General features: G+C 62.7%; 13 protein-coding genes, 1 tRNA gene and 2 pseudogenes. 7 read left to right on the top strand and 9 right to left on the bottom strand.

All coding sequences use genetic code 11. The features are described 5' to 3' along the window. A partial coding sequence (locus tag ACWGPT_RS17740; protein WP_452606949.1) for an autotransporter family protein occupies positions 1-2,504 on the top strand: 2,504 nt, incomplete at its 5' end. A gap of 144 nt (positions 2,505-2,648) precedes the next feature. Further along, positions 2,649-2,765, top strand: a pseudogene (locus ACWGPT_RS17735) (transposase); the annotation flags it as partial. A 759-nt stretch (positions 2,766-3,524) separates the two neighbouring features. Here the strand turns inward: ACWGPT_RS17735 and ACWGPT_RS17730 are convergent. Then, positions 3,525-4,091, bottom strand: a complete 567-nt coding sequence (locus ACWGPT_RS17730) for a transglutaminase-like cysteine peptidase (RefSeq protein WP_452606948.1) — start codon at positions 4,089-4,091, stop codon at positions 3,525-3,527. A gap of 475 nt (positions 4,092-4,566) precedes the next feature. On the opposite strand from ACWGPT_RS17730, the gene ACWGPT_RS17725 reads away from it, so the two are divergent. After that, positions 4,567-4,911, top strand: coding sequence for a hypothetical protein (locus ACWGPT_RS17725; protein WP_452606947.1), 345 nt, complete (start codon positions 4,567-4,569; stop codon positions 4,909-4,911). 10 nt (positions 4,912-4,921) lie between these two features. Continuing rightward, positions 4,922-5,020, top strand: a pseudogene (locus ACWGPT_RS17720) (thermonuclease family protein); the annotation flags it as partial. 976 nt (positions 5,021-5,996) lie between these two features. Here the strand turns inward: ACWGPT_RS17720 and ACWGPT_RS17715 are convergent. The 6 genes from ACWGPT_RS17715 to ACWGPT_RS17690 form a co-directional block, all read right to left on the bottom strand. After that, positions 5,997-6,728: an ATP-dependent Zn protease gene (locus tag ACWGPT_RS17715; RefSeq protein WP_452606946.1), complete on the bottom strand. Its 732-nt coding sequence runs from the start codon at positions 6,726-6,728 to the stop codon at positions 5,997-5,999. Beyond that, positions 6,721-8,703, bottom strand: a complete 1,983-nt coding sequence (locus tag ACWGPT_RS17710; RefSeq protein WP_452606945.1) for an AAA family ATPase — start codon at positions 8,701-8,703, stop codon at positions 6,721-6,723. The genes ACWGPT_RS17715 and ACWGPT_RS17710 overlap by 8 nt, the downstream gene beginning before the upstream one ends. Further along, a complete protein-coding gene (locus tag ACWGPT_RS17705) occupies positions 8,703-9,083 on the bottom strand; it encodes a hypothetical protein (RefSeq protein ID WP_452606944.1) in 381 nt (126 codons plus the stop codon). The genes ACWGPT_RS17710 and ACWGPT_RS17705 overlap by 1 nt, the downstream gene beginning before the upstream one ends. Before the next feature lie 87 nt (positions 9,084-9,170). Next, a complete protein-coding gene (locus ACWGPT_RS17700) occupies positions 9,171-10,070 on the bottom strand; it encodes a hypothetical protein (RefSeq protein WP_452606943.1) in 900 nt (299 codons plus the stop codon). Between the two features lie 536 nt (positions 10,071-10,606). Next, a complete protein-coding gene (locus tag ACWGPT_RS17695) occupies positions 10,607-12,640 on the bottom strand; it encodes a hypothetical protein (RefSeq protein WP_452606942.1) in 2,034 nt (677 codons plus the stop codon). A gap of 165 nt (positions 12,641-12,805) precedes the next feature. Continuing rightward, positions 12,806-12,880, bottom strand: a tRNA-Gln gene (locus ACWGPT_RS17690). 170 nt (positions 12,881-13,050) lie between these two features. On the opposite strand from ACWGPT_RS17690, the gene ACWGPT_RS17685 reads away from it, so the two are divergent. Continuing rightward, positions 13,051-13,977, top strand: coding sequence for an MBL fold metallo-hydrolase (locus tag ACWGPT_RS17685; RefSeq protein ID WP_452606941.1), 927 nt, complete (start codon positions 13,051-13,053; stop codon positions 13,975-13,977). Positions 13,978-14,079: 102 nt separating this feature from the next. Further along, positions 14,080-14,499, top strand: a complete 420-nt coding sequence (locus ACWGPT_RS17680; protein ID WP_452606940.1) for a PRC-barrel domain-containing protein — start codon at positions 14,080-14,082, stop codon at positions 14,497-14,499. A 30-nt stretch (positions 14,500-14,529) separates the two neighbouring features. Here ACWGPT_RS17680 and ACWGPT_RS17675 read toward each other — a convergent pair whose 3' ends face one another. Continuing rightward, positions 14,530-15,435, bottom strand: coding sequence for a DUF1499 domain-containing protein (locus tag ACWGPT_RS17675; protein WP_452606939.1), 906 nt, complete (start codon positions 15,433-15,435; stop codon positions 14,530-14,532). Positions 15,436-15,539: 104 nt separating this feature from the next. Between ACWGPT_RS17675 and ACWGPT_RS17670 the strand changes: the two genes are divergently transcribed. Continuing rightward, entirely contained in the window at positions 15,540-15,809 is a 270-nt protein-coding gene (locus ACWGPT_RS17670; protein WP_452606938.1) for a hypothetical protein, read from the top strand. A gap of 41 nt (positions 15,810-15,850) precedes the next feature. On the opposite strand, the gene ppdK is transcribed toward ACWGPT_RS17670, so the two are convergent. Further along, complete coding sequence (gene ppdK / locus ACWGPT_RS17665) at positions 15,851-18,541, bottom strand: pyruvate, phosphate dikinase (protein WP_452606937.1); 2,691 nt, start codon at positions 18,539-18,541, stop codon at positions 15,851-15,853. Positions 18,542-18,582 lie beyond the last annotated feature (41 nt).

Here is an 18,582-nt window from a genome sequence, read left to right as displayed (position 1 = left end):
ACGTCATCGGCAACATGGGCGCTTTTGGCGGCGCGGTCGCTGGGCTCGGCCTCACCAGTGATGTCCTGATAGACGGCAACGAAATAACACTGTCAGACAATACAGCCACCACCAGCACTGGTGGTGCGATCTACGCCACCGGTAATGTCTCGATCGGCAACAGCGGATCGACTGTCGACGTCATCGGCAACATGGGCGCTTTTGGCGGCGCGATCAATGGCAGCAATGTCTCGGTAGACGGCCAGGAAATAACGCTGTCGGGCAACACGGCCACGAGCAGCCAAGGCGGCGCGATCTACACTCCCGGCAACGTCTCGATCGGCAATAGCGAATCGACTATCGATATCATCGGCAACAGGGCTCCCACTCTCGGCGGGGCGATCCGCAGTGTGGGGGCGACAATGATAAACGGTAACGCAATGTTGTCGGATAACATTGCCGGAACCAATGGTGGGGCCGTTTATGCCGGCAATGGATTCACACTGACCCCAGGCAGCCCCACGGGCGCGATGGTCACCGGCAACACGGCGGGCGGGCAAGGCGGCGCCATCTTTCTTAACGGTGGCAATCTCGTCCTGAACGCTCTGGGCGGCAATATTACCTTTTCCGACAACACCAAGACAGGTGGCGCGCCCAACGCGATCTACTTCAACAACGCAGGGGTGGCCCCATCGCAAGTCGAGTTCAATACGGCGGCGGGCCAAAAGATTTCTTTCTTTGACCCGATCGAAAGCAACGGTGCGCGCGGGATCGTCTCCGTGACCAAAACTGGCCCCGGGACGGTTAGTTTCGACGTCTCTCGAACTGAGAATGTCTCGAACATCTACGCTCAGACAACAGTGCAAGGTGGCACGTTCGAAGTCGCCCACGGTGCGGTCTATGGTGTCAACGCCGAGAGCACCAGTTTCACCGTGAACTCTGGTGCGACCCTTCAGGGCGGCGTCGAAGGCACCGTGGCGGCCAATCAGTTCCTATTGCAGCCCGACGCGACGCTGAACATTGCAGGCAGCACGCCGGCTGGGTCGCCTTTCAGCGTCTTCACGCTCGCAACCAGCAGCGACAGCGCCATTTTCGAGCAGGGCAGCCTAGTAAAATTCAACACGTTTCTCGGTGATGACGGCTCGCCGTCCGACTTGCTGGTCATCAACGGCGGCAGTGCAACGGGCAACTCCTCTGTGCTCGTCACCAATACGAACGGGCCGGGCGCATTGACGACCGGCAACGGCATTCGACTCGTCGAGGCGATTAATGGCGCTACCACCGCGCTTGGCACGTTCACTCTCGCGGCGCCGGCGGTTGCAGGTCCCTACGAGTACACGCTGCTCCGCGGTGGCGTAACAACAGCTGTAGAAAACGACTGGTTCCTAAGAAGTGAACTTTGCGGCCCGGGCGGAAATTGTGGCGGCGACAACGGGGATGGCGACAACGGGGATGGCGACAACGGTGGCGGCGGGCTCGATCCGAATATCCCGGATTATCGGCAGGAGGTCTCGCTCGACACGGCGATCCTTCCCGTTGCAGCCATCTATGGCCGGCATATCATCGGCACGCTGCACGAGCGGATCGGTGAGCAGGAGCAGCTGAAGGGTCACGCCGACTTGCGCGAGGACCAGAACTTCAACGGTGCCTGGGGCCGTCTCATCGGCCGTTGGGGCCACAAGGACGGTGGTGCGCTCGGCATCTACGGCGCCGGTGGGCCCGAGTTCGACTATGGCTTTGGTGCCATGCAGATGGGCGTGGACATCTACGGCAGGGAATATGAGAACGGGATGCGCGACCACGCCGGTCTCTACTTCGGCTTCGGCCATGGTGAGATCGACGTCACACACAATCGGGCGGGCCGCTCGAGCTTCGACGCCGGCTCCGACAGTTTCGACGCCGCGACCGTTGGCGGCTATTGGACCCGCTACGGCGAGAACAACTGGTATCTTGACGGCGTCGTGCAGGGAACCTGGTACAATGTCACGACCAAGTCGCAACGCGACACCCTGATCGGCTTTCCAGATCAGGACGTCAACGGCTTCGGTTTCGCTGCCTCGCTTGAAGGAGGGTATCCGTTTTATTTCGGCAACGGCTGGCAGATCGAGCCGCAGGCTCAGCTCGTCTACCAGAACATCAACATGGACTCGTTCAATGACGGTGCGGCCGGGGTGCGTTTCGACGACCTCGACTCGCTCGCCGGCCGCATCGGCGCGCGACTCGCGCGAAGCTGGGCCTTAGAGGAGGTTGCAGGCGGCGAGCCGGCCAGGCTCGCGACAGCCTGGGGCCGGGTCAATGTTTGGCATGAGTTCCTGGACGGCAGTGCCACGACGGAGTTCTCCTCGGCAACCGGCTTCATCCCGTTCAGCGCAGACCTTCAGCAGGACTGGATCGAGGCTGGCATCGGCGGGAGCCTGCAAGTAACGCCGAGCATAACCGTCTACGGGAATGTCAATTACGAGACCACCTTCGACGGCGATGACTGGGGCGCCGGCGGCAAGATCGGTATGCGTGTAAACTGGTGAAGATGCCAGAAAGTGCCGTGGAGGTCGGCAAACGGTGGAGAACGGACATGATGTAATCGGGGGACCGGTGGCCACGGTAATCCCCCGCCAATTAATGGCTTCGAAAGTAGAATTTTCTCGCGCTTTATGATCGAGGAGATTTTTATGAAGACGAGCAGATTCAGCGAACCCCAAATCCTTGCCATCCTGCGCCAGGCAGAAGGCGGCGTTCCTGTGCCAGAGTTATGCCGGGAGCATGGGATGAGCACTGCTAGCTTTTACATCTATGGACTGTTCCCCCGTTGCAAGCTTGACGTTGAAGCGGTCTGACTCTGGTCCATTACAAACATCGATACGGCGTCTTCATTTCCGAAGCGCCCAATGGAGCAGTTGGCGGGTGCGCGCCGATACGCGCTGAATTCAGCCAAAGCCGGCATCAATCGCGCGATGCACGCCGATGCGGCCGCCTCCAGTCGGCGTCAAGCACGGAATTTTTGAGTATCACGCTCAAGGTGAAGGGCGAGCATGAGGTCGCGCTGTCGCCCGTGCCGTCTCGGATCAGGTCGCGAAACACTGGCTCGTCAAAAGGGCCGCGTAGTTGCTGACCTATGGCATAATACCAGGATGTCATCCCTACAATCTTGGCCGCTAATGAGAGCGCTAAGTTGTAGCAACGCGTTAGGGTTCTTATCAAAGTACCTCCTTAATGCGCAATCCCATGGAGGTAGTAGACGGCGGTTTTCGGATGCTTCCATTGACGGGTCCCTGCGAGGAAAGGCGAGCTCAAGCCTCTGAAGTGTGTCCCAGCAACACCTTCGCCCTCGTCGGCGAGGGAACCATTAACAGCACTCCCCGGAGCCATCGCGAGCTTACTGCTGGCCGTTCGTTTAACGGTTGGCTGGAAATACGGAGTAAGCGTAGGGACGGGCTCAAACGCGATGAGGCTCACCGGTTGAAAGCAACTCGCCAAGCTCGAGACGAGGATGCTGGTGGTCACGGTGCCGGGTGAATCCCGATCAGGAAACGCGTATAGAGCGTAATCTACCCGCAGGACGGACCGGGAGCCGCGTATGCCATTTCGTCTCTTGGAGACCACCAAACCGCCGGGTTCGTGGTGGCGATCTTGCGGAGCCTATATCCAGTCTCCTGCAGCGGAAGGATCGCCGAGCGGCGGTTATCGAGCGTTAAGTCACCCGCATCCGTCTTGACGACCAGCACAATGTGAAGACGCTTTCTTGCGGTCTCGACCTCTGCGAGCCGCAGGGCGGCGGGGGGCCAACCGCGGTCGATCAACGCATGCTGCTTCGCCAGTGCATAATCTTCGCAGTCGCCCTTGGTCACTCCGAGTTCCCATACGTCGCCTGCGTCGGGGACGTATTCGATGCGGCGGTTGATCAATCGGTTGACGGCTGTGAGTTCGGCCTTGCGAGCCGGGGTCAGCTTCACCGAGGGTGCGCCTCCGGTCGGGCAACGAGACTTGCGGCAGTGAATCTGATACCCCGCTGGTGGGGGATCGGCGTAGGAGGGAATAACGACGAGCAGAAAAACGCCGGCGGCAACCCAGACGGCATTGCGAAGAGCCATGGGTACGACTGTCAGCTTGGTCAAATGGCACCCATCTCGCTAGGATGCTCTCCCAACCGACATCCTGGCGAAACGTTCCTCGGGCGTGCCGGTGGCTTCAGAGCTTTGCCGGCGCCGCTCGCGGGCGCCAATCACTAGCGCGATCACAAAAGTGTGGTTGGCACAACGTTACAAAATCTACTCTATCCCGTTGATTTCATTAATCCACATTAGATTTCAAATCTCTCTAGCAGCACCATCACTTCCCCTATTTTGCAGCCTTCTGCAGTTACAGTGTCCACCAGCTATTGTCGTGACGATGCATAAAGCGGCGGAACAAAGCGCGAAATGGCGTGCAGTCGCGTGCGAAATCCGTGCAGCACGTTCTTATCCTGTTCTTCTCGCGGGTGGGGCGACCGCGCTCTTGACGGTAAGACGTTGGCGAGCCATTTCTTCACCCGCCCGAGTGGCGGCGGGACAACCCTTCGACCGATGCGGCGGTCTCAGCACGAGACCCGACATGACCGAGTGCCACTTCATCGCCGCGAACATGCTTGAGACATACGCGCTCTACCAGATCCCGCACGGACGGACCTTCGTGGTTGAGTGCCGCGCCTGTGGGATGATGAAAGAGATCGATCGGGCATCGCTCGACCGGGTGTCATCACTGATGAGCCTGAAGGAGCTATCGCCCGCTTCCGCTGCACCTTGTGCGGAGAGAAGAACACGCGGATTATGGCTGGAGATGGAGTGGGGAAAGGGCTTGATGCCGGATTGGCTGGCTTTCACGATCATGGCGCTCGGGGTTTTCTTCGCCGTGGCGGCGGCTGCCGGGAATCTTGCAAGGTTGATTGGATGGATATGAGCAGGAGGGAATGATCTCAGCACTGATCGTCTGCGCTGCGCTGTCAGTAGTCGACGGCGACACCATCAAATGCGACGGGCAGAACATGCTCCTCCTGGGAGGAGGCGTCGTAAATGCTCGCGCCTCTCGAAACGACGATTCCTGTGCAAACGACGTGATAAGGAGTAATGGGGGGAAGACGCACCTGAACTGCTCACCGACGTCTGCGCTAGCCGGACAGACGGCCGCGATGTCCGATCACGGCAGCGGTAGCCTGACTTGCCAAGGCTGGGGTCGTCAGCCCTCCGTCCGACCGAGATGGCGCTTCGGCCGGAATGGGAAGAGCCCACTCGCATACTTGGTCACAAGGTCCTCGAAGACCTCTTCGCTCTCGCGAACAATGAAGCGCTACCGCTCCAGGCCTTCGACCACCTCATCCCGCAACCGGTCCAGAACCGCCCGCACATCCCGCCGTCTTGTCTGAACGCCACGGACCGTCAGCCGGAGCAACATCCTTGCCACGTCTTCCCTGGAAGGTCGGCGCTTCTCCCTCCCCTCATCGCGAACCCGCTGCTGGCGGACCTGCTGTTCCACATTTCGTTGCTTTCGAGATTTCCGGGTCATCTGCTTGCTCCTTGTTGGAGCTTCAGCCTGGCCGACGGTGATGCAAGGGACAAAAAGGTCAAACGACGTTTCTCGAGGAATCGCCGATGCGGCATCTGGAAACGAAGATCGGCAACTTGGAATCGAACCTTCCTAGTTCCGAATCGCGTCAGCATAAATTGAGATGATCTATCCTGGTTTGTGGGCAACGTGCCCTGAGTTGCCGTCAATCAATTCGCTTCGTTATCCAATTCGGGCGATCTGCAACACCTTCTCCAAGGTTCATCGTGCTTGACCGCAACAGAGTTTCAGCCGGTTGTGCGTTATCGGGACGGCAGCAGGAATCGCGTTTCCTCGATCAGAAATCGAGCTTTCGGCATTCGGAATCTTCCGGGTGCCGGTCGGAATCGGGCTTCCATTGTTCGGCAACGCTGATCGGGGGAGCGGGCTCGACATCCCCTGCCGCTGCTGGTTGCGGTACGCAGCCGCCTGACCGCCCACTGTCACGTGCTCGCCTCCGTAACCAGCGCCCTCACCTGTTCGCCATCGAGGACGCGATGCTCGTTCAGCTCCCGGGCGACATTCAGCAGTGTTTCCTCCTTCGTCCGGAGCAGGGTCATCGCCGTCTCCATCGCTGCCTCCAGGCGCGCGTTCACCCTGTCCGTGAGTTGCGGGTTGTATAGGAGCGCATCCGAGCCTCCAGGCGGTCGGTAGAGAAGCGGCCGGTCCGGCGACAGACCGAGCATGGTCTCTGCGTCGACCGCCAACCCCGTCGCTCGCGCCAGATCGCTCTCTGGATTGCCGCCAGAGCCGACGAGGACGGCGTCGAAGTGGATGGTTTCAGCCGCGCGACCGGCAAGAATGCAGGCCATCAACCGCATCAGGCCATTCTCCATCTGCAGGGCCTCCTGGTTCACCCGGGCCAGAACCTTGCCGCCCTGTGGCGTTCCGATCATCACCGTCTCCACCTCGCCGACATCAAGCAGGATGTAGGCAACGGCATGGCCGGCTTCATGAACCGCCATGCGCCAGCGCAGCTCATCAGAGACCTCATCGGCCCGTTCCCGCAACGCCTCCTCGAGATCATTCCACGCCAGGGGACGTCCCGCCCGGCTTGCACGTCTTCGCACCTCCCGAACAAGCCTCTCGATGTCAGCGCCGGTGCGACCGGTTGCGAGCAGCGCCAGCGGGCGCAAGGATCGAATCCAGCTGATTTCTGTTCTGGTCTCAGTCATGGGCTGGACCTTTCTGTTCTTCTGCAGCCGAACGAGGCACAGGTGCGGGCGCGACCAGTTCGGGCAGCGCGACGGCCAGCTTCCCAGGCTTCTCGGGTGATCCACTGGCTGGTGCCGAGGCCAGCACGGCTGCGAGATCATCCCCGAGATGATGGACGAGAATGCCGACCATCGCATCTGTGTCCGGTGGCGGAATGACGACATGCTTCTCCAGTCGCCCCGACCGCAGCAGCGCCGGATCGATGTTGTCCGGGAGGTTGGTGGCTCCCACGACGATGACACCTTCCGTCTTCGCTGCCCCGTCTAGTAGTTCCAGGAGACGGTTGATCAGCGAGGTCCAGTAATCATCATAATTCTTGCCGGTGTTTCTGCCGCGGCTGCCGATATTGTCCAGCTCGTCGATGAAGAGGATGCAGGGTGCCTTCCTCGTCGCCGCCGCGAAGGTTGCGGTGATGCACTTCAGCACATCGCCGAGATAGCCCGGCTCGAGCCATGTAGCGACCGAGGTGGCGACCAGCGGCACCTGGAGCGTATTGCAGAGTGCCCGCGCGAATGTCGTCTTGCCCGTGCCAGGCGGACCGGACAGCAAAAGACGTGTACTCATTTCCGACCAGTCGAGCTGGCCCTCCCGCCAGAGGTTCAGGTCTTCCTTCAGATCGAGCGCCCACTGCCGCGCTTCGCCATAACCGGTGAGCTTCTCGACACGCAGCGGCCGCCGGGGTGGCCGGGGCTTGAGGTGCTTGCTCACCCCCTGCCCTTCCACTTCCGTGACCTCCAGCGGCTCCGGCTCGATCACCTCCCCCGCCAGAGCACCTGCCTTCCCTTTCCCTGCCGCTCCTGATCTGCCGGCGGAGGATAGTCCTTCGGCCCGGCTTTCCTCACCGTCCTCTTCCTTGGCGCTGCCGCGGTTTCTCTCGGCAAGCTCGCCAAGCAGGCGGATGACCTCCGCGACATGCCTCCCCGGACGCACTGCCAGCGCCAGGTCATCCAGCCCAAGCCCCGTTGGGTCGAGCTTCATGCCTTCCATGACCTTCAGGGACCGCTTCGGCGCGATGCCAAGGCAGAGCAGCAGGACTTCGGCGATCAGCTCCCGGTCGATCGGCGGGCCTATCAGAGCCAGATCAGGTGCGCGCGCCGCCAGCGGAAGTGCGGTGCCTGGTGTCTCGTCGGCAATCACCAGCGGCCGGTCTGCCGCAAGCAGAGCATCGGCGATGTAGCGTCGGAGGGACAGCTCGTTCGCCTTCCGCGCCTCCTGCCCGGACAGCGTGGCGATCTTCCTGTGCGGGCGTGCTCGCCACTTCTCATTATAGCGGCCAGAAATCCCCGGACCCTTCATCACGTCCGACAGGACGCATCGCGATGGGATGATCAGGCCCTCCTCGAGCTGCATGCCGAAACGGCGCTCGAACTGACTGACCGGAACGCTGATAGAGAGGCAGGGTGACGAGCCGCGCAGAACCTTCAGAAGGGCCTGCACGTCGTCCACGCTTGCGCCGACCGCGCGAGCCGCGAGTAGTGCCACGGCCACCTGAACCGGGTTTGGTCTTGGCAGATGTTCGCGAAGCAGCGCCAGCAAGCGGATCGTTGCCAGCCTCCGGTCCCGGTGAACCAGTCCATCGCCCTTCGACGCTCCGGCGATAGAAGGCTCACCATCACAGATGTCCTGCAGCACCCGAACGACAGGGTGGTCGGTCTGATGGCTGAAGTCATACATCTCCGTCTCGTTCGGAGGTACGATGGGCCTTGCCCGTTGAAGTGCCCTGGCAACCGCTGCTCGATCCTTGTCCGGATCACCGGTAAGGAGAGCCATGGCAGCGTCGGTGATGCTCCAGGCGGTTCCGCTATCTTCGCCGTCACCAGCGAATCGTGACGTGAGCAGCTCTACGACCGCCGCACTCTCATAGAGGTCCAGCACGGCCCGCCGACGGATACGTCGGAGGAGATAGCGGCTGATGCGATCGGTGACGGTTTCCATTACATCCCCTCCCCATCCCTGGTCGCCGAACCGACGATAGGGAGGTGGCTGTTTCCCTCCAACCAGTCGCGGACCACCCGTGCCGTCGGATCACCATGCTCGCAGAGCTCGAGCAACCACTTGCGCATCTGCGGCGGCAGCGACGTCAGCGAGCGCCCCTTGCGCCGGGCGAAGCGGATCGCGGTGCCGATGACGGTCTCAGTGAACTCCTGCTGTGCCTCGGAGGACGCCCCACCCGGCGGCGTTGCCATGGCCAGGGCGATTGCTTGCGCAGCCGGCGCAGGCGCTGCGGAAGGATTGGCTTCCTTGCGACGACCGGAGTCCGGTTCAGAGCCGGTAGCTCCACGGCGGGGAAATGCGATGATGTTCGATGTCGTCATGGCAGACGTCTCCCTTGCGACCGGCCCAAGGGGGCGGCGCGATCATGTCTCAGTCGTTGTGGGTTCAGGTGTGGGCGAGCTTGCGCGCTAACCGGTCCTGGCAATGGGGATGCGGGCGAAGCCGAAGCGAACGACCCCGTCGGGAGGTGGACCGGCATGGTTGTCTGCCCGATCGGCGCCAGGCGTATCATTTGCCTGTATCGGCGAGGGAGCGGTCGAGGACGCTGCCCTGCCCTCAACGCCACCCATCACTCTCTGGAGAGCCTGCTTCCAGTTCTGCTCGATCCGGTTACGAAACGCATGCCGGAGAGACTTCATCATCTCGCCGGCGCCCGAAACTTCCAACAGGTGATCGAGATGCGAAAGCGGCCAGACGCCACCCTCGATATCCGTCCGCTGGTTCTCCGCATTGAGGATGACAACACGGACGTCCTCTGCGACCAGCCGGCGGTGCTCCTTGTAGAGAAGGTCTGGCACGATCAGCGACGCCGCTAGCATGCGGTTCTTCAGATCGGTGATCCGAGAGGTCTCATACGAGTTGAGGCTTCGCTTGACGTCCACCACATGTGCCACCCGCGTGCGGCTGTTCAGGACGATGAGGTCGGGCGTGTAGCTCTTCCGTCCACTGCAGTCGGCGTCGAGCGTCAGCGACCGGTATTGTGCGGGACGGTTCATCTCCACCAGTTCGACGGCCGCCTTGCTCACCGGCAGGCGGATATTCTGCGTCAGCACCACGAGGTCGGGATTGAACCCGGCGAGGATGGCGATGCCGCGCTCGAGCAGTCGCCCCTCTTGGGATGGAACCGACCGGAGGATCGTCCCGACAGTATCGAGGGTGGTGTTCAGCCCTGTCGCGATCGCGTCGACCGAGAAGGCGGTATGTGCGAGTTCCTCGACGAGGGTATCGAAGCGCGGTGAAACCTCATCAGCGTTGATGCGGTAGGAATAGGTGGACGTGTCTGCCTGCGGCAGATTCGTGATGGTCATCGATGTCTCCTGAATATGTTCGAAACCGACAGCCGCGCAGGACGAGCGCCATCATCGATCCGGAAATGATTTCCGCATCCGGCACACGAGAACGGGGCTGATCGAAGGTCGGGTTCTGGTCGCTACCGGCGGATGGTTTGATCCAACCGGATGCAGCAACTCGTATGGGAGCAAGCAGCCGTCTGCACCTGGCGCGACAGCGGTGCAGGAACACCGGTATCAACAGGAGATGGAGGAGACATGGCTTCCCCGATGAATGGGGAGAGGTTAAGGGTCGACATAGCCCAAGGCCTTTCACACGAAGGTTGCGGGTCAGGCCCTCGTCAGACGTTGGCGCGTCGGCGGGGGCCGCTAAGTGTCTGCTGCAACTTCAGTTTCAGCGAACACACGATATCTAGTCCGGAAGAACCCCTGCAGCAAGTCGAGAGAACGCATCCGGAACGGAAGAGCCCGCGTATGGTTAACGGGAGGCGCGGGGCCGCGTTCATGGAACGGACTGACACCCCCGCAGGGCATACCACCGGTGGGTAACTACATCACGCACCTGCTTTGCGAGACTTTCGACTCGCACGTGCCGTGTGCCCGACGACCTGATCTATCAGTCTGATCGGTCGCGCGATGAGATGAGCAGTCGGCAAAGGAAGTACAGAGAGGGCCTCATGCATCAGCAAGAGCCGCGCGGCGTCGGCGTAGCGCCCCTCGTTGACATCGCCGGTAGAGTGGCCAAGGATATCTCGCCTGATTTCAGCAGAAATCTTTGCCTGTTTCATTTCATTATTGCACCAATGCCTGAGCGAGTGAAGAACCTTACCTTGCTCCTTGGCGTCGGGGAGTGCCGCGGCACGCATCCGTTGCCAGCTGTCGTCAAAAACGTCCCCCATGGGAGTGCTGGCGCAAGCGGCACGGAGCTCCGGAAACAGGAGCGTGTGACCTGCGGCTCGGAGTTCCTTCACATAATCCAGGAACCCCAGACGGATCAATTCGGGGTGTACGGGAATTCGCCGCTTGGACTGAGGGTTCTTGAGCTTCCGAACCACGGTATTTGTATAGCTGAAGCAGGGGAGATCGGTCTCACTGTCCACCCCGATTTCGGACAGCATCAGTCCGCAGTTCTCTTCGCGGCGTGCCGCGTTGTACATCGATAGCAGCGGCACCCAATAGGTTGCGTCGTGGTAGACCTCGCCGCCCGGCTGTAGACGGTCTGCGAAACTCTCTGCACCGGTCCAGACGGGAAGATCGAAAAGCGTTCTCAACTCCGCTGTCTGGAAGGCCGCTCGCTCGTCACGGACGCTACCGTTCTTCTTTCTAGTCCGCAGTCCTGCGACACCCTCAAAGCTGCCGAACGGATAGCCGGCATGCTTACAGATACTGACGATGTTTCCGAGCTGCGTCATGTATCGATTGATCGTCGCCACAGAGAGTCCGACCTCTTCGGACGCAAGCATCTCGGCCCGTTCAACCAGACTGTTGACGGGCAGAACGTGATCCCTGGGGGACTTCCCATGGTTTTTCGGGAGCTTGAACAGCAGGCTCCGGAACTCGGAGAGGTTAGCTTGGCGCATGCGTCTTGGCTGGTCGTGACCAACGAAACGGACAAATAATCCGGCGACGGCCTTGTGCTGGTGAGCCGTCTTCTTGCTCCATTCCTCTGTTGCGACCTTCTCAGCGGCGATGGTGGCGATAATGTCCCTCAGCCCGGGATGCCGACCCAGTTGTTCGTCTTCTTCGTCCTCCTCTTCGTCAAGATCAAAGCCATCTTGTCCTTCTCCCACTCGTTCGTCTTTCATCTCCCGAACGCTTAGCGTTCGGGCTGGAAGGGGTGGAGCCCCAGGGGTACTACAAAAGGTCTCATCTGGGTTCTGCGCTTGAACCCGATCTGGCAGCATCTGCGGAAGATTGGAGTTTTGAAGGGCGGATTGAACGAGAGCAAGATCATCCGTTCGAGCGCCAGACCACCGCCGTTCCGTATTGAGGAGCGCTGCCGCCATGCCGCGCAAGTAAAGTACTTCAGCCTGCTGGAGATGAGGATCGATCGGTCGGACATCGTTCTGCCGGAGAATGTTCTTCAGCTTTTCTTTCCCCGGCCTCACGAAGCCGGTGCTCTGGTAGAAATCTAAGGTCTGCACAACGCATTCGATCATCTCGTCATCGAGACCGGCTGCACGCATCTCCCGTTCCTCGATGGCGCCAACCTTGACCTTCTGGCCCTGGGCCGCATAGAGCCGCAGTGCCCAGCCAACGCTAGTTTCCATTCGCCGGGCAGCGTCAGGGTCTCGATCCTCCTCCCGCCGGAGATACATCATGGAATCGAGATGGGCACTGTGTTCCGTCGCCACCTGGATGAGAATGCGCTTGGCGTCTTCGGCAGAGATCATCGTGCGTATCAGGCCAGGCAAAAGGCGATGGCTGGCGAGGGTTACCTCGCTGGCGACCGACCTTGCCAGTTCCAGCTCCTTGGTCTTCAGGCTCAGTTCGACGCGCACCCAAGCACAGCGGCCGGTTCCAATCGGTAATCGCCGTCGCCACCAGTAGACGGAACCGCGTTTAAAGACGTGCTGAATCGATGCCATGCTAAACCCTTTCTAAAGGGTGAGCGGGACATGGCGGCCTCTTCGATACGACAGTCGTGTAAGACAGCCCTGTACGACAGTCATGTACGACAATCTGCGAATCTTGATTCCCAGCTAAGCAAGAAGTGCCGGAAAACATGGATTGTTGGCTTGATAAGGGAGGCTTGGCTGGGGCGCCTGGATTCGAACCAGGGGATGGCGGTACCAAAAACCGCTGCCTTACCGCTTGGCTACGCCCCACCATGGCAGGCCGAGCGGGGAGAAGGATCGCTGGCCGGCGAATGCGGGTTGCTCTAGCAAAGCTTCGCTTCGGCGGCAATCATCCCAAATGACCTTTTGAAGATTTCCGCGCCGCGCCCGTGCTAAAGCGGCGGGACGCAGAAACGGGCTTCCATCGCCAGGGAGAATGCATGGCCGAGAACGACGATCCACGGCAACCGGACTTCGATCTCGAGTTCCAGCCGGCGCACGGGCAAGCCGTTCCGGTGGCCGCAAACGTCCAGCGGATCACCGTCAACAATCCCTCGCCCTTCACCTTCCACGGCACCAATAGCTATATCGTCGGCGGCTCTTCGGTCGCGGTCGTCGATCCCGGACCGGAGGACGAGGCGCATCTTCGCGCGCTCCTTTCGGCGCTCAAGGGCCGCGAGGTCACCCACATCCTCGTCAGCCATACGCACCGCGACCACTCCCCGCTGTCCCGCCGGCTGAAGGAGGAAACCGGCGCGCTGATCGTGGGCCAGGGGCCGCACCGCCCGGCGCGACCGCTCTTTGCGGGCGAGACCAATCCGTTCGCCGAAAGCGCCGACACGGCCTTCAGCCCGGATATCCTCGTCGGCGATGGCGAGACGGTCGAGGGAGACGGATGGCGCGTCAGGGCGATCCATACTCCCGGTCACACCGCCAACCATACGGCGTTCGCGCTGGAGGAAGCCGGCCTCCTCTTTTCCGCCGACCATGTCATGGCCTGGGCGACGACGATCGTCGCGCCGCCTGACGGATCGATGGCGGATTTCATGTCCTCGCTGGAGAAGCTGCTTGCCCGCGACGACCGCCTCTATCTTCCGGGCCACGGCGGGCCGATCCGGGAGCCCGCCTCCTTCCTCCGGGGATTGCGCGCCCACCGGCGCATGCGGGAGCGGGCCGTGCTGGAGCGCATCCGTTCCGGCGACAGGCTGATCCCGGACATGGTGAAGGCCATCTATGCGACGACGGACCCTCGCCTGCACGGTGCCGCGGCACTTTCGGTCCTCGCGCATCTGGAGGACCTCGTCGAGAAGGGCCTCGTGACGACCGAAGGCCCGCCGTCGCTGAAGGGCGCCTATTTTCCGGCGTGACGCGCGGTCGCACCAACCCCGCGGAACATCCCGCGCAAAGTCCCGTTCTCCTGTCGGGTGCGGCCGTCCGGCTGCACCGCTTATCCCAACAGTGAGGCAGGCATGAAAACGACCCTATTCGCGACCGCTACGGCAATCACCCTTCTCTCCGCAGCATCAGCATTCGCGCAGGCTGCGATCAAGCCGCCGATCGTCGTCCTGCCGGAGGCCGTCGAGCAAACGACGCCCGCCTATCTGCTTGCCGACCGGGTCGAGGACCAGAACGTCTACGGCGCCGACGGGAAGGAAATCGGCGAGATCGAGGACGTGCTCCTCAACGCGGACGGCACGGTCGCGGCGGTCGTCGTGGAGGTCGGCGGCTTTCTCGGGATCGGCGAGAAGGACGTGCTGGTGGACTGGAGCGCGCTCGAGATCACCCGCGACGGCAAGACCCTCCGCATCGCCGCCCCCACTCTCACGCGGGAGGTCCTCGACGCGGCGGCGACCGTCGACATCGACACGCTCGCTCCCGACGGCAAATGACCGTCGCGCCATAGGGCGGGATCTCCCGCCCTATCCGCCGGCGATCCCCAGAAGCTCGGCGTCCAGCCGATCGAGGAAGTCCTCGGCGATCTCCGCACTCATGCCGAGGTCGTGGGCGCCATAGCGGGAGGCGACGCGGACGTCCACGAATGTGGTCTCGGCATCCTCGCGCAGGCGGATGACGAGATCGAAGGGCAGGCCCAGCACAAGCGTCTGCGTTTCCCCCTGCAGCAGGACATCCTGATCGACGGGCGCGCCAACCATGCCGGAGAGCGCCGGTTCCGGGCGAGGCAGGGGAATGGGAACGTTATCGGGTTCGACCACCTCGCTGTCGGCGGGCGCATCCGGTTCTGGAAGCGCCTCCTGAAGCTCGGGCAGTTCAACGCCCTTCCTTCCCGTTATCTCGACCCGGGCGGAGATGGCGGCTGCTTCGACGCCCTCCAGGACGCGGTCGAGTGCGCCTTCATACCGCCGGCCGGCGAGACCCGGATAGGCCGCAAGCTGTGCCTGGCGTTCGGCGGCTCCGGAGAGCGCCACCGGCCTCAGCCACTGCTGGTCGTATTGCGGGCGCGACAGGAAGGTCGGAACATCATCGAGATCGGTGCTCACCTCGTTGAGCGGCGGCCGCGTCAGGTAGAGGGCGGCGCCGGCGGCGACGAAGCCGAGCGGCAGGCCGGCATAGACGAGAGCCTTGGCGGCGGCGAGGCCGCCTTCGGCGCCCTTCTGCCAGAGGCGGATGAGGCCGACCAGCGCGAGCGGCAGGGCTGCGGCGGCAATCGCGGCCGACATCAGCACGAGTGCCACGAAATCGGGCGTGCGCAGCGGCCCGAAACGATGGGCGAGGACGGCCATCACGAACAGGACGAGCGCCGCAAGGCCGATGCGGCGGGCCGCATAGGCTGAATGGGAAACGGGCCGGACATAGCGGACGGTCATGGAATCAGCGGTACCAGAATTTGCGACGGCGTGCCTGTCTGTGTAGAACATGATGGATGATAAGGGAACGAGTCCCGCCGAACGCCCCAGCCCCGAGGTTTGCCATGCGTCGCACGCTGAACATAGTCCTCGTTACCCTGTGCATGCCGCTTGCCGCCTGCCAGACGATGACACCCGAAGAGCGACGTGCCGCCGACCAGCGGACCTGCGCCGGCTACGGGTTCCGGCCGGGCACCGACGCCATGGCGCAATGCCTGCTCGATCTCGACCTCGACCGTCGCGCCGAGATGCGCAGCTGGCGCGACCGGCAGGCGATGACCGTGTGGGGCCCTTCCTATATCGAGCGCCGCATCATCATCGAGGATCGCGACTGAGGCGTGCGCCCTCGCTGTTACTCACCCACGTAACCGCCTGTTCAACCGGTCGGACGCGTCCTGCCCTGCCGTTGGGCGATCGCGGCCTGCGCCGCCGCAAGCCGCGCGATCGGCACGCGGAAGGGAGAGCAGGATACGTAGTCGAGGCCCGTCTGCTCACAGAAGGTGATCGAGGCGGGGTCGCCGCCATGCTCGCCGCAGATGCCGAGCTTTAGGCCGGGACGGGTCGTGCGCCCGCGTTCGGCGGCGATCCGGATCAGTTCGCCGACACCGTCGAAATCCAGCGAGACGAAGGGATCCTCCTCGAGAATGCCCTTGCGCTGGTATGTCGGGATGAAGGCCGCGGCGTCATCACGCGACATGCCGAAGGTCGTCTGCGTCAGGTCGTTGGTGCCGAAGGAGAAGAACTCGGCCGTCTCGGCGATCACATGGGCCCGCAGCGCCGCACGCGGCAGCTCGATCATCGTCCCCGCAAGGTAGCCGATCGACATGCCGGCTTCCCGGCTGACCTCGCCCGCAACCCGATCTATGCAGGCCTTGACGTAATCGAGCTCGGAGCGGAGCCCGACCAGCGGCACCATGATCTCCAGTTCCACTGCCTCGCCGGTCAGGCGGGCGGCGGCGACGGCGGCCTCGAAGATCGCGCGCGCCTGCATGGCGGCGATCTCCGGATAGGATATGGCCAGCCGGCAGCCGCGATGGCCCAGCATTGGATTGAACTCGTGAAGCGCATCGATGCGGCGGCGCAGGAAGGCGGGCTCGAGGTTCATCGCGCGGGCGACGTCCAGGATTTCCTCGTCCGACTTCGGCAGGAATTCATGAAGCGGCGGGTCGAGCAGGCGGATGGTCACCGGCAGGCCGTGCATGATCGCGAACAGTTCCGTGAAGTCGGAGCGCTGCATCGGCAAAAGCCCGTCCAGCGCCGCGCGGCGGCCCTGCTCGTCCTCCGCGAGGATCATCTCGCGCATGACGTGGATGCGATCGCCCTCGAAGAACATGTGCTCGGTGCGGCACAGGCCGATGCCTTCGGCGCCGAAGGAGCGTGCGGCACGGGCATCCTGCGGGGTATCGGCATTGGTGCGCACGGACATCCGGCGCGCCTTGTCCGCCCATTCCATCAGGCGACCGAAATCGCCGGAAAGCTCGGGCTGGACCATCGGCACATTGCCCCGGAGCACCTGCCCGGAGGAGCCGTCGATGGTGATCATGTCGCCGCCGTTGAGGATGACCCCGCCGGGGCAGAGCAGCTGTTCGTTGCGCAGATCGACCCTCAGCGTGCCGGCGCCGACGACGCAGGGTATGCCCATGCCGCGCGCGACGACGGCGGCGTGGCTGGTCATCCCGCCCCTTGTCGTCAGGATCGCCTCGGCGGCGTGCATGCCGTGGATGTCTTCCGGGCTCGTCTCGATCCGCACCAGGATGACCTTGCGGCCGGCGGCCTCGGCTTCCACCGCTTCTTCCGCGGTGAAGACGATCTCGCCCGCCGCCGCACCCGGGGAGGCCGGCAGCCCCGCCCCCAGCACGACACGGTCGACCCCCGGATCGATCGTCGGATGGAGGAGCTGGTCGAGCGAGGGCGGCTCGATGCGCGACACCGCCTCTTCTTCCGGGATCAGGCCTTCGTCGACGAGATCGACGGCAATCTTCAGGGCGGCGCGGGTCGTGCGCTTGCCGGAACGGGTCTGCAGCATCCAGAGCTTGCCGCGCTCGACGGTGAACTCGACGTCCTGCATGTCCCGGTAATGGGCTTCCAGCCGGTCGCAGATCGCCTTGAACTCGCCGAACGTCTCGGGCATCAGCTTTTCCATCGACGGCTTGTCGGAGCCGGAGGAAATGCGGCCTTCCTCGGTCAGCGAATGCGGCGTCCTGATGCCGGCCACCACGTCCTCGCCCTGGGCGTTGACGAGGAATTCGCCGTAGAGTTCCTTCCGGCCGGTGGACGGGTTGCGGGTGAAGGCGACGCCGGTCGCGGAAGAGGAGCCGAGATTGCCGAATACCATGGCCTGGACGTTAACGGCCGTGCCCCAGTGTTCGGGAATGCGGTGCAGGCTGCGATAGGTCGCGGCGCGGGGATTGGTCCAGCTGGAAAAGACGGCGGAGATCGCCTGCCAGAGCTGAACATGCGGGTCCTGGGGGAAGCTCTCGCCCAGTTCCTCCTCGATCACGTCCTTGTAGAGGCCGACGACGTGCTGCCACTCGACGGAGGAGAGATCGGTATCGTATTCGTGGCCATTCCTGGCCTTCTCGTCCTCGAGGATTTCCTCGAAGACCTCGTGGTCCAGCCCCATGACGACATCGGCATACATCTGGATGAAGCGCCGGTAGCTGTCCCAGGCGAAGCGCGCGTCGCCTGCATCGTGGCCGAGCGCCTGCACCGTATCGTCATTGAGGCCGAGATTGAGGACGGTGTCCATCATGCCGGGCATGGAGGCGCGGGCGCCGGAGCGGATCGACAGGAGAAGCGGCCGGGTGGTGCCCCCGAATGCCCTGCCCGTCTCCGCCTCCATGGCGGATACTCCCTCAAGAACCTGTTCCTTCAGCCCGTCCGGTAGGGTCTTGCCGTTCTCGAAATACCAGGCGCAGGCATGGGTGACGATCGTCAGGCCGGGGGGAACGGGAAGCCCAAGGCTCGCCATCTCCGCCAGGTTCGCACCCTTGCCGCCAAGCGTAGCGACATCCGCCACGCCGCCCTCGGCCTTGCCTCCACCGAAGCGGTAGACCCACTTCTTCATCCGAACGTTCTCCACCCGCCTCAGCCCTTGCTGAGGACGAA

It is taken from the genome of Pseudorhizobium sp. NPDC055634 (genome assembly GCF_053618655.1).
Note: the sequence above shows the minus strand (reverse complement) of the source record. Positions and strands in the feature narration are given on the sequence as shown.

Coding starts and splice junctions, on each gene's coding strand:
- ACWGPT_RS17725 (WP_452606947.1), top strand. CDS start 4,567: ATGACCGAGTGCCACTTCATCGCCGCGAACATGCTTGAGACATACGCG.
- ACWGPT_RS17715 (WP_452606946.1), bottom strand. CDS start 6,728: ATGACTGAGACCAGAACAGAAATCAGCTGGATTCGATCCTTGCGCCCG.
- ACWGPT_RS17710 (WP_452606945.1), bottom strand. CDS start 8,703: ATGGAAACCGTCACCGATCGCATCAGCCGCTATCTCCTCCGACGTATC.
- ACWGPT_RS17705 (WP_452606944.1), bottom strand. CDS start 9,083: ATGACGACATCGAACATCATCGCATTTCCCCGCCGTGGAGCTACCGGC.
- ACWGPT_RS17700 (WP_452606943.1), bottom strand. CDS start 10,070: ATGACCATCACGAATCTGCCGCAGGCAGACACGTCCACCTATTCCTAC.
- ACWGPT_RS17695 (WP_452606942.1), bottom strand. CDS start 12,640: ATGGCATCGATTCAGCACGTCTTTAAACGCGGTTCCGTCTACTGGTGG.
- ACWGPT_RS17685 (WP_452606941.1), top strand. CDS start 13,051: ATGGCCGAGAACGACGATCCACGGCAACCGGACTTCGATCTCGAGTTC.
- ACWGPT_RS17680 (WP_452606940.1), top strand. CDS start 14,080: ATGAAAACGACCCTATTCGCGACCGCTACGGCAATCACCCTTCTCTCC.
- ACWGPT_RS17675 (WP_452606939.1), bottom strand. CDS start 15,435: ATGACCGTCCGCTATGTCCGGCCCGTTTCCCATTCAGCCTATGCGGCC.
- ACWGPT_RS17670 (WP_452606938.1), top strand. CDS start 15,540: ATGCGTCGCACGCTGAACATAGTCCTCGTTACCCTGTGCATGCCGCTT.
- ppdK (WP_452606937.1), bottom strand. CDS start 18,541: ATGAAGAAGTGGGTCTACCGCTTCGGTGGAGGCAAGGCCGAGGGCGGC.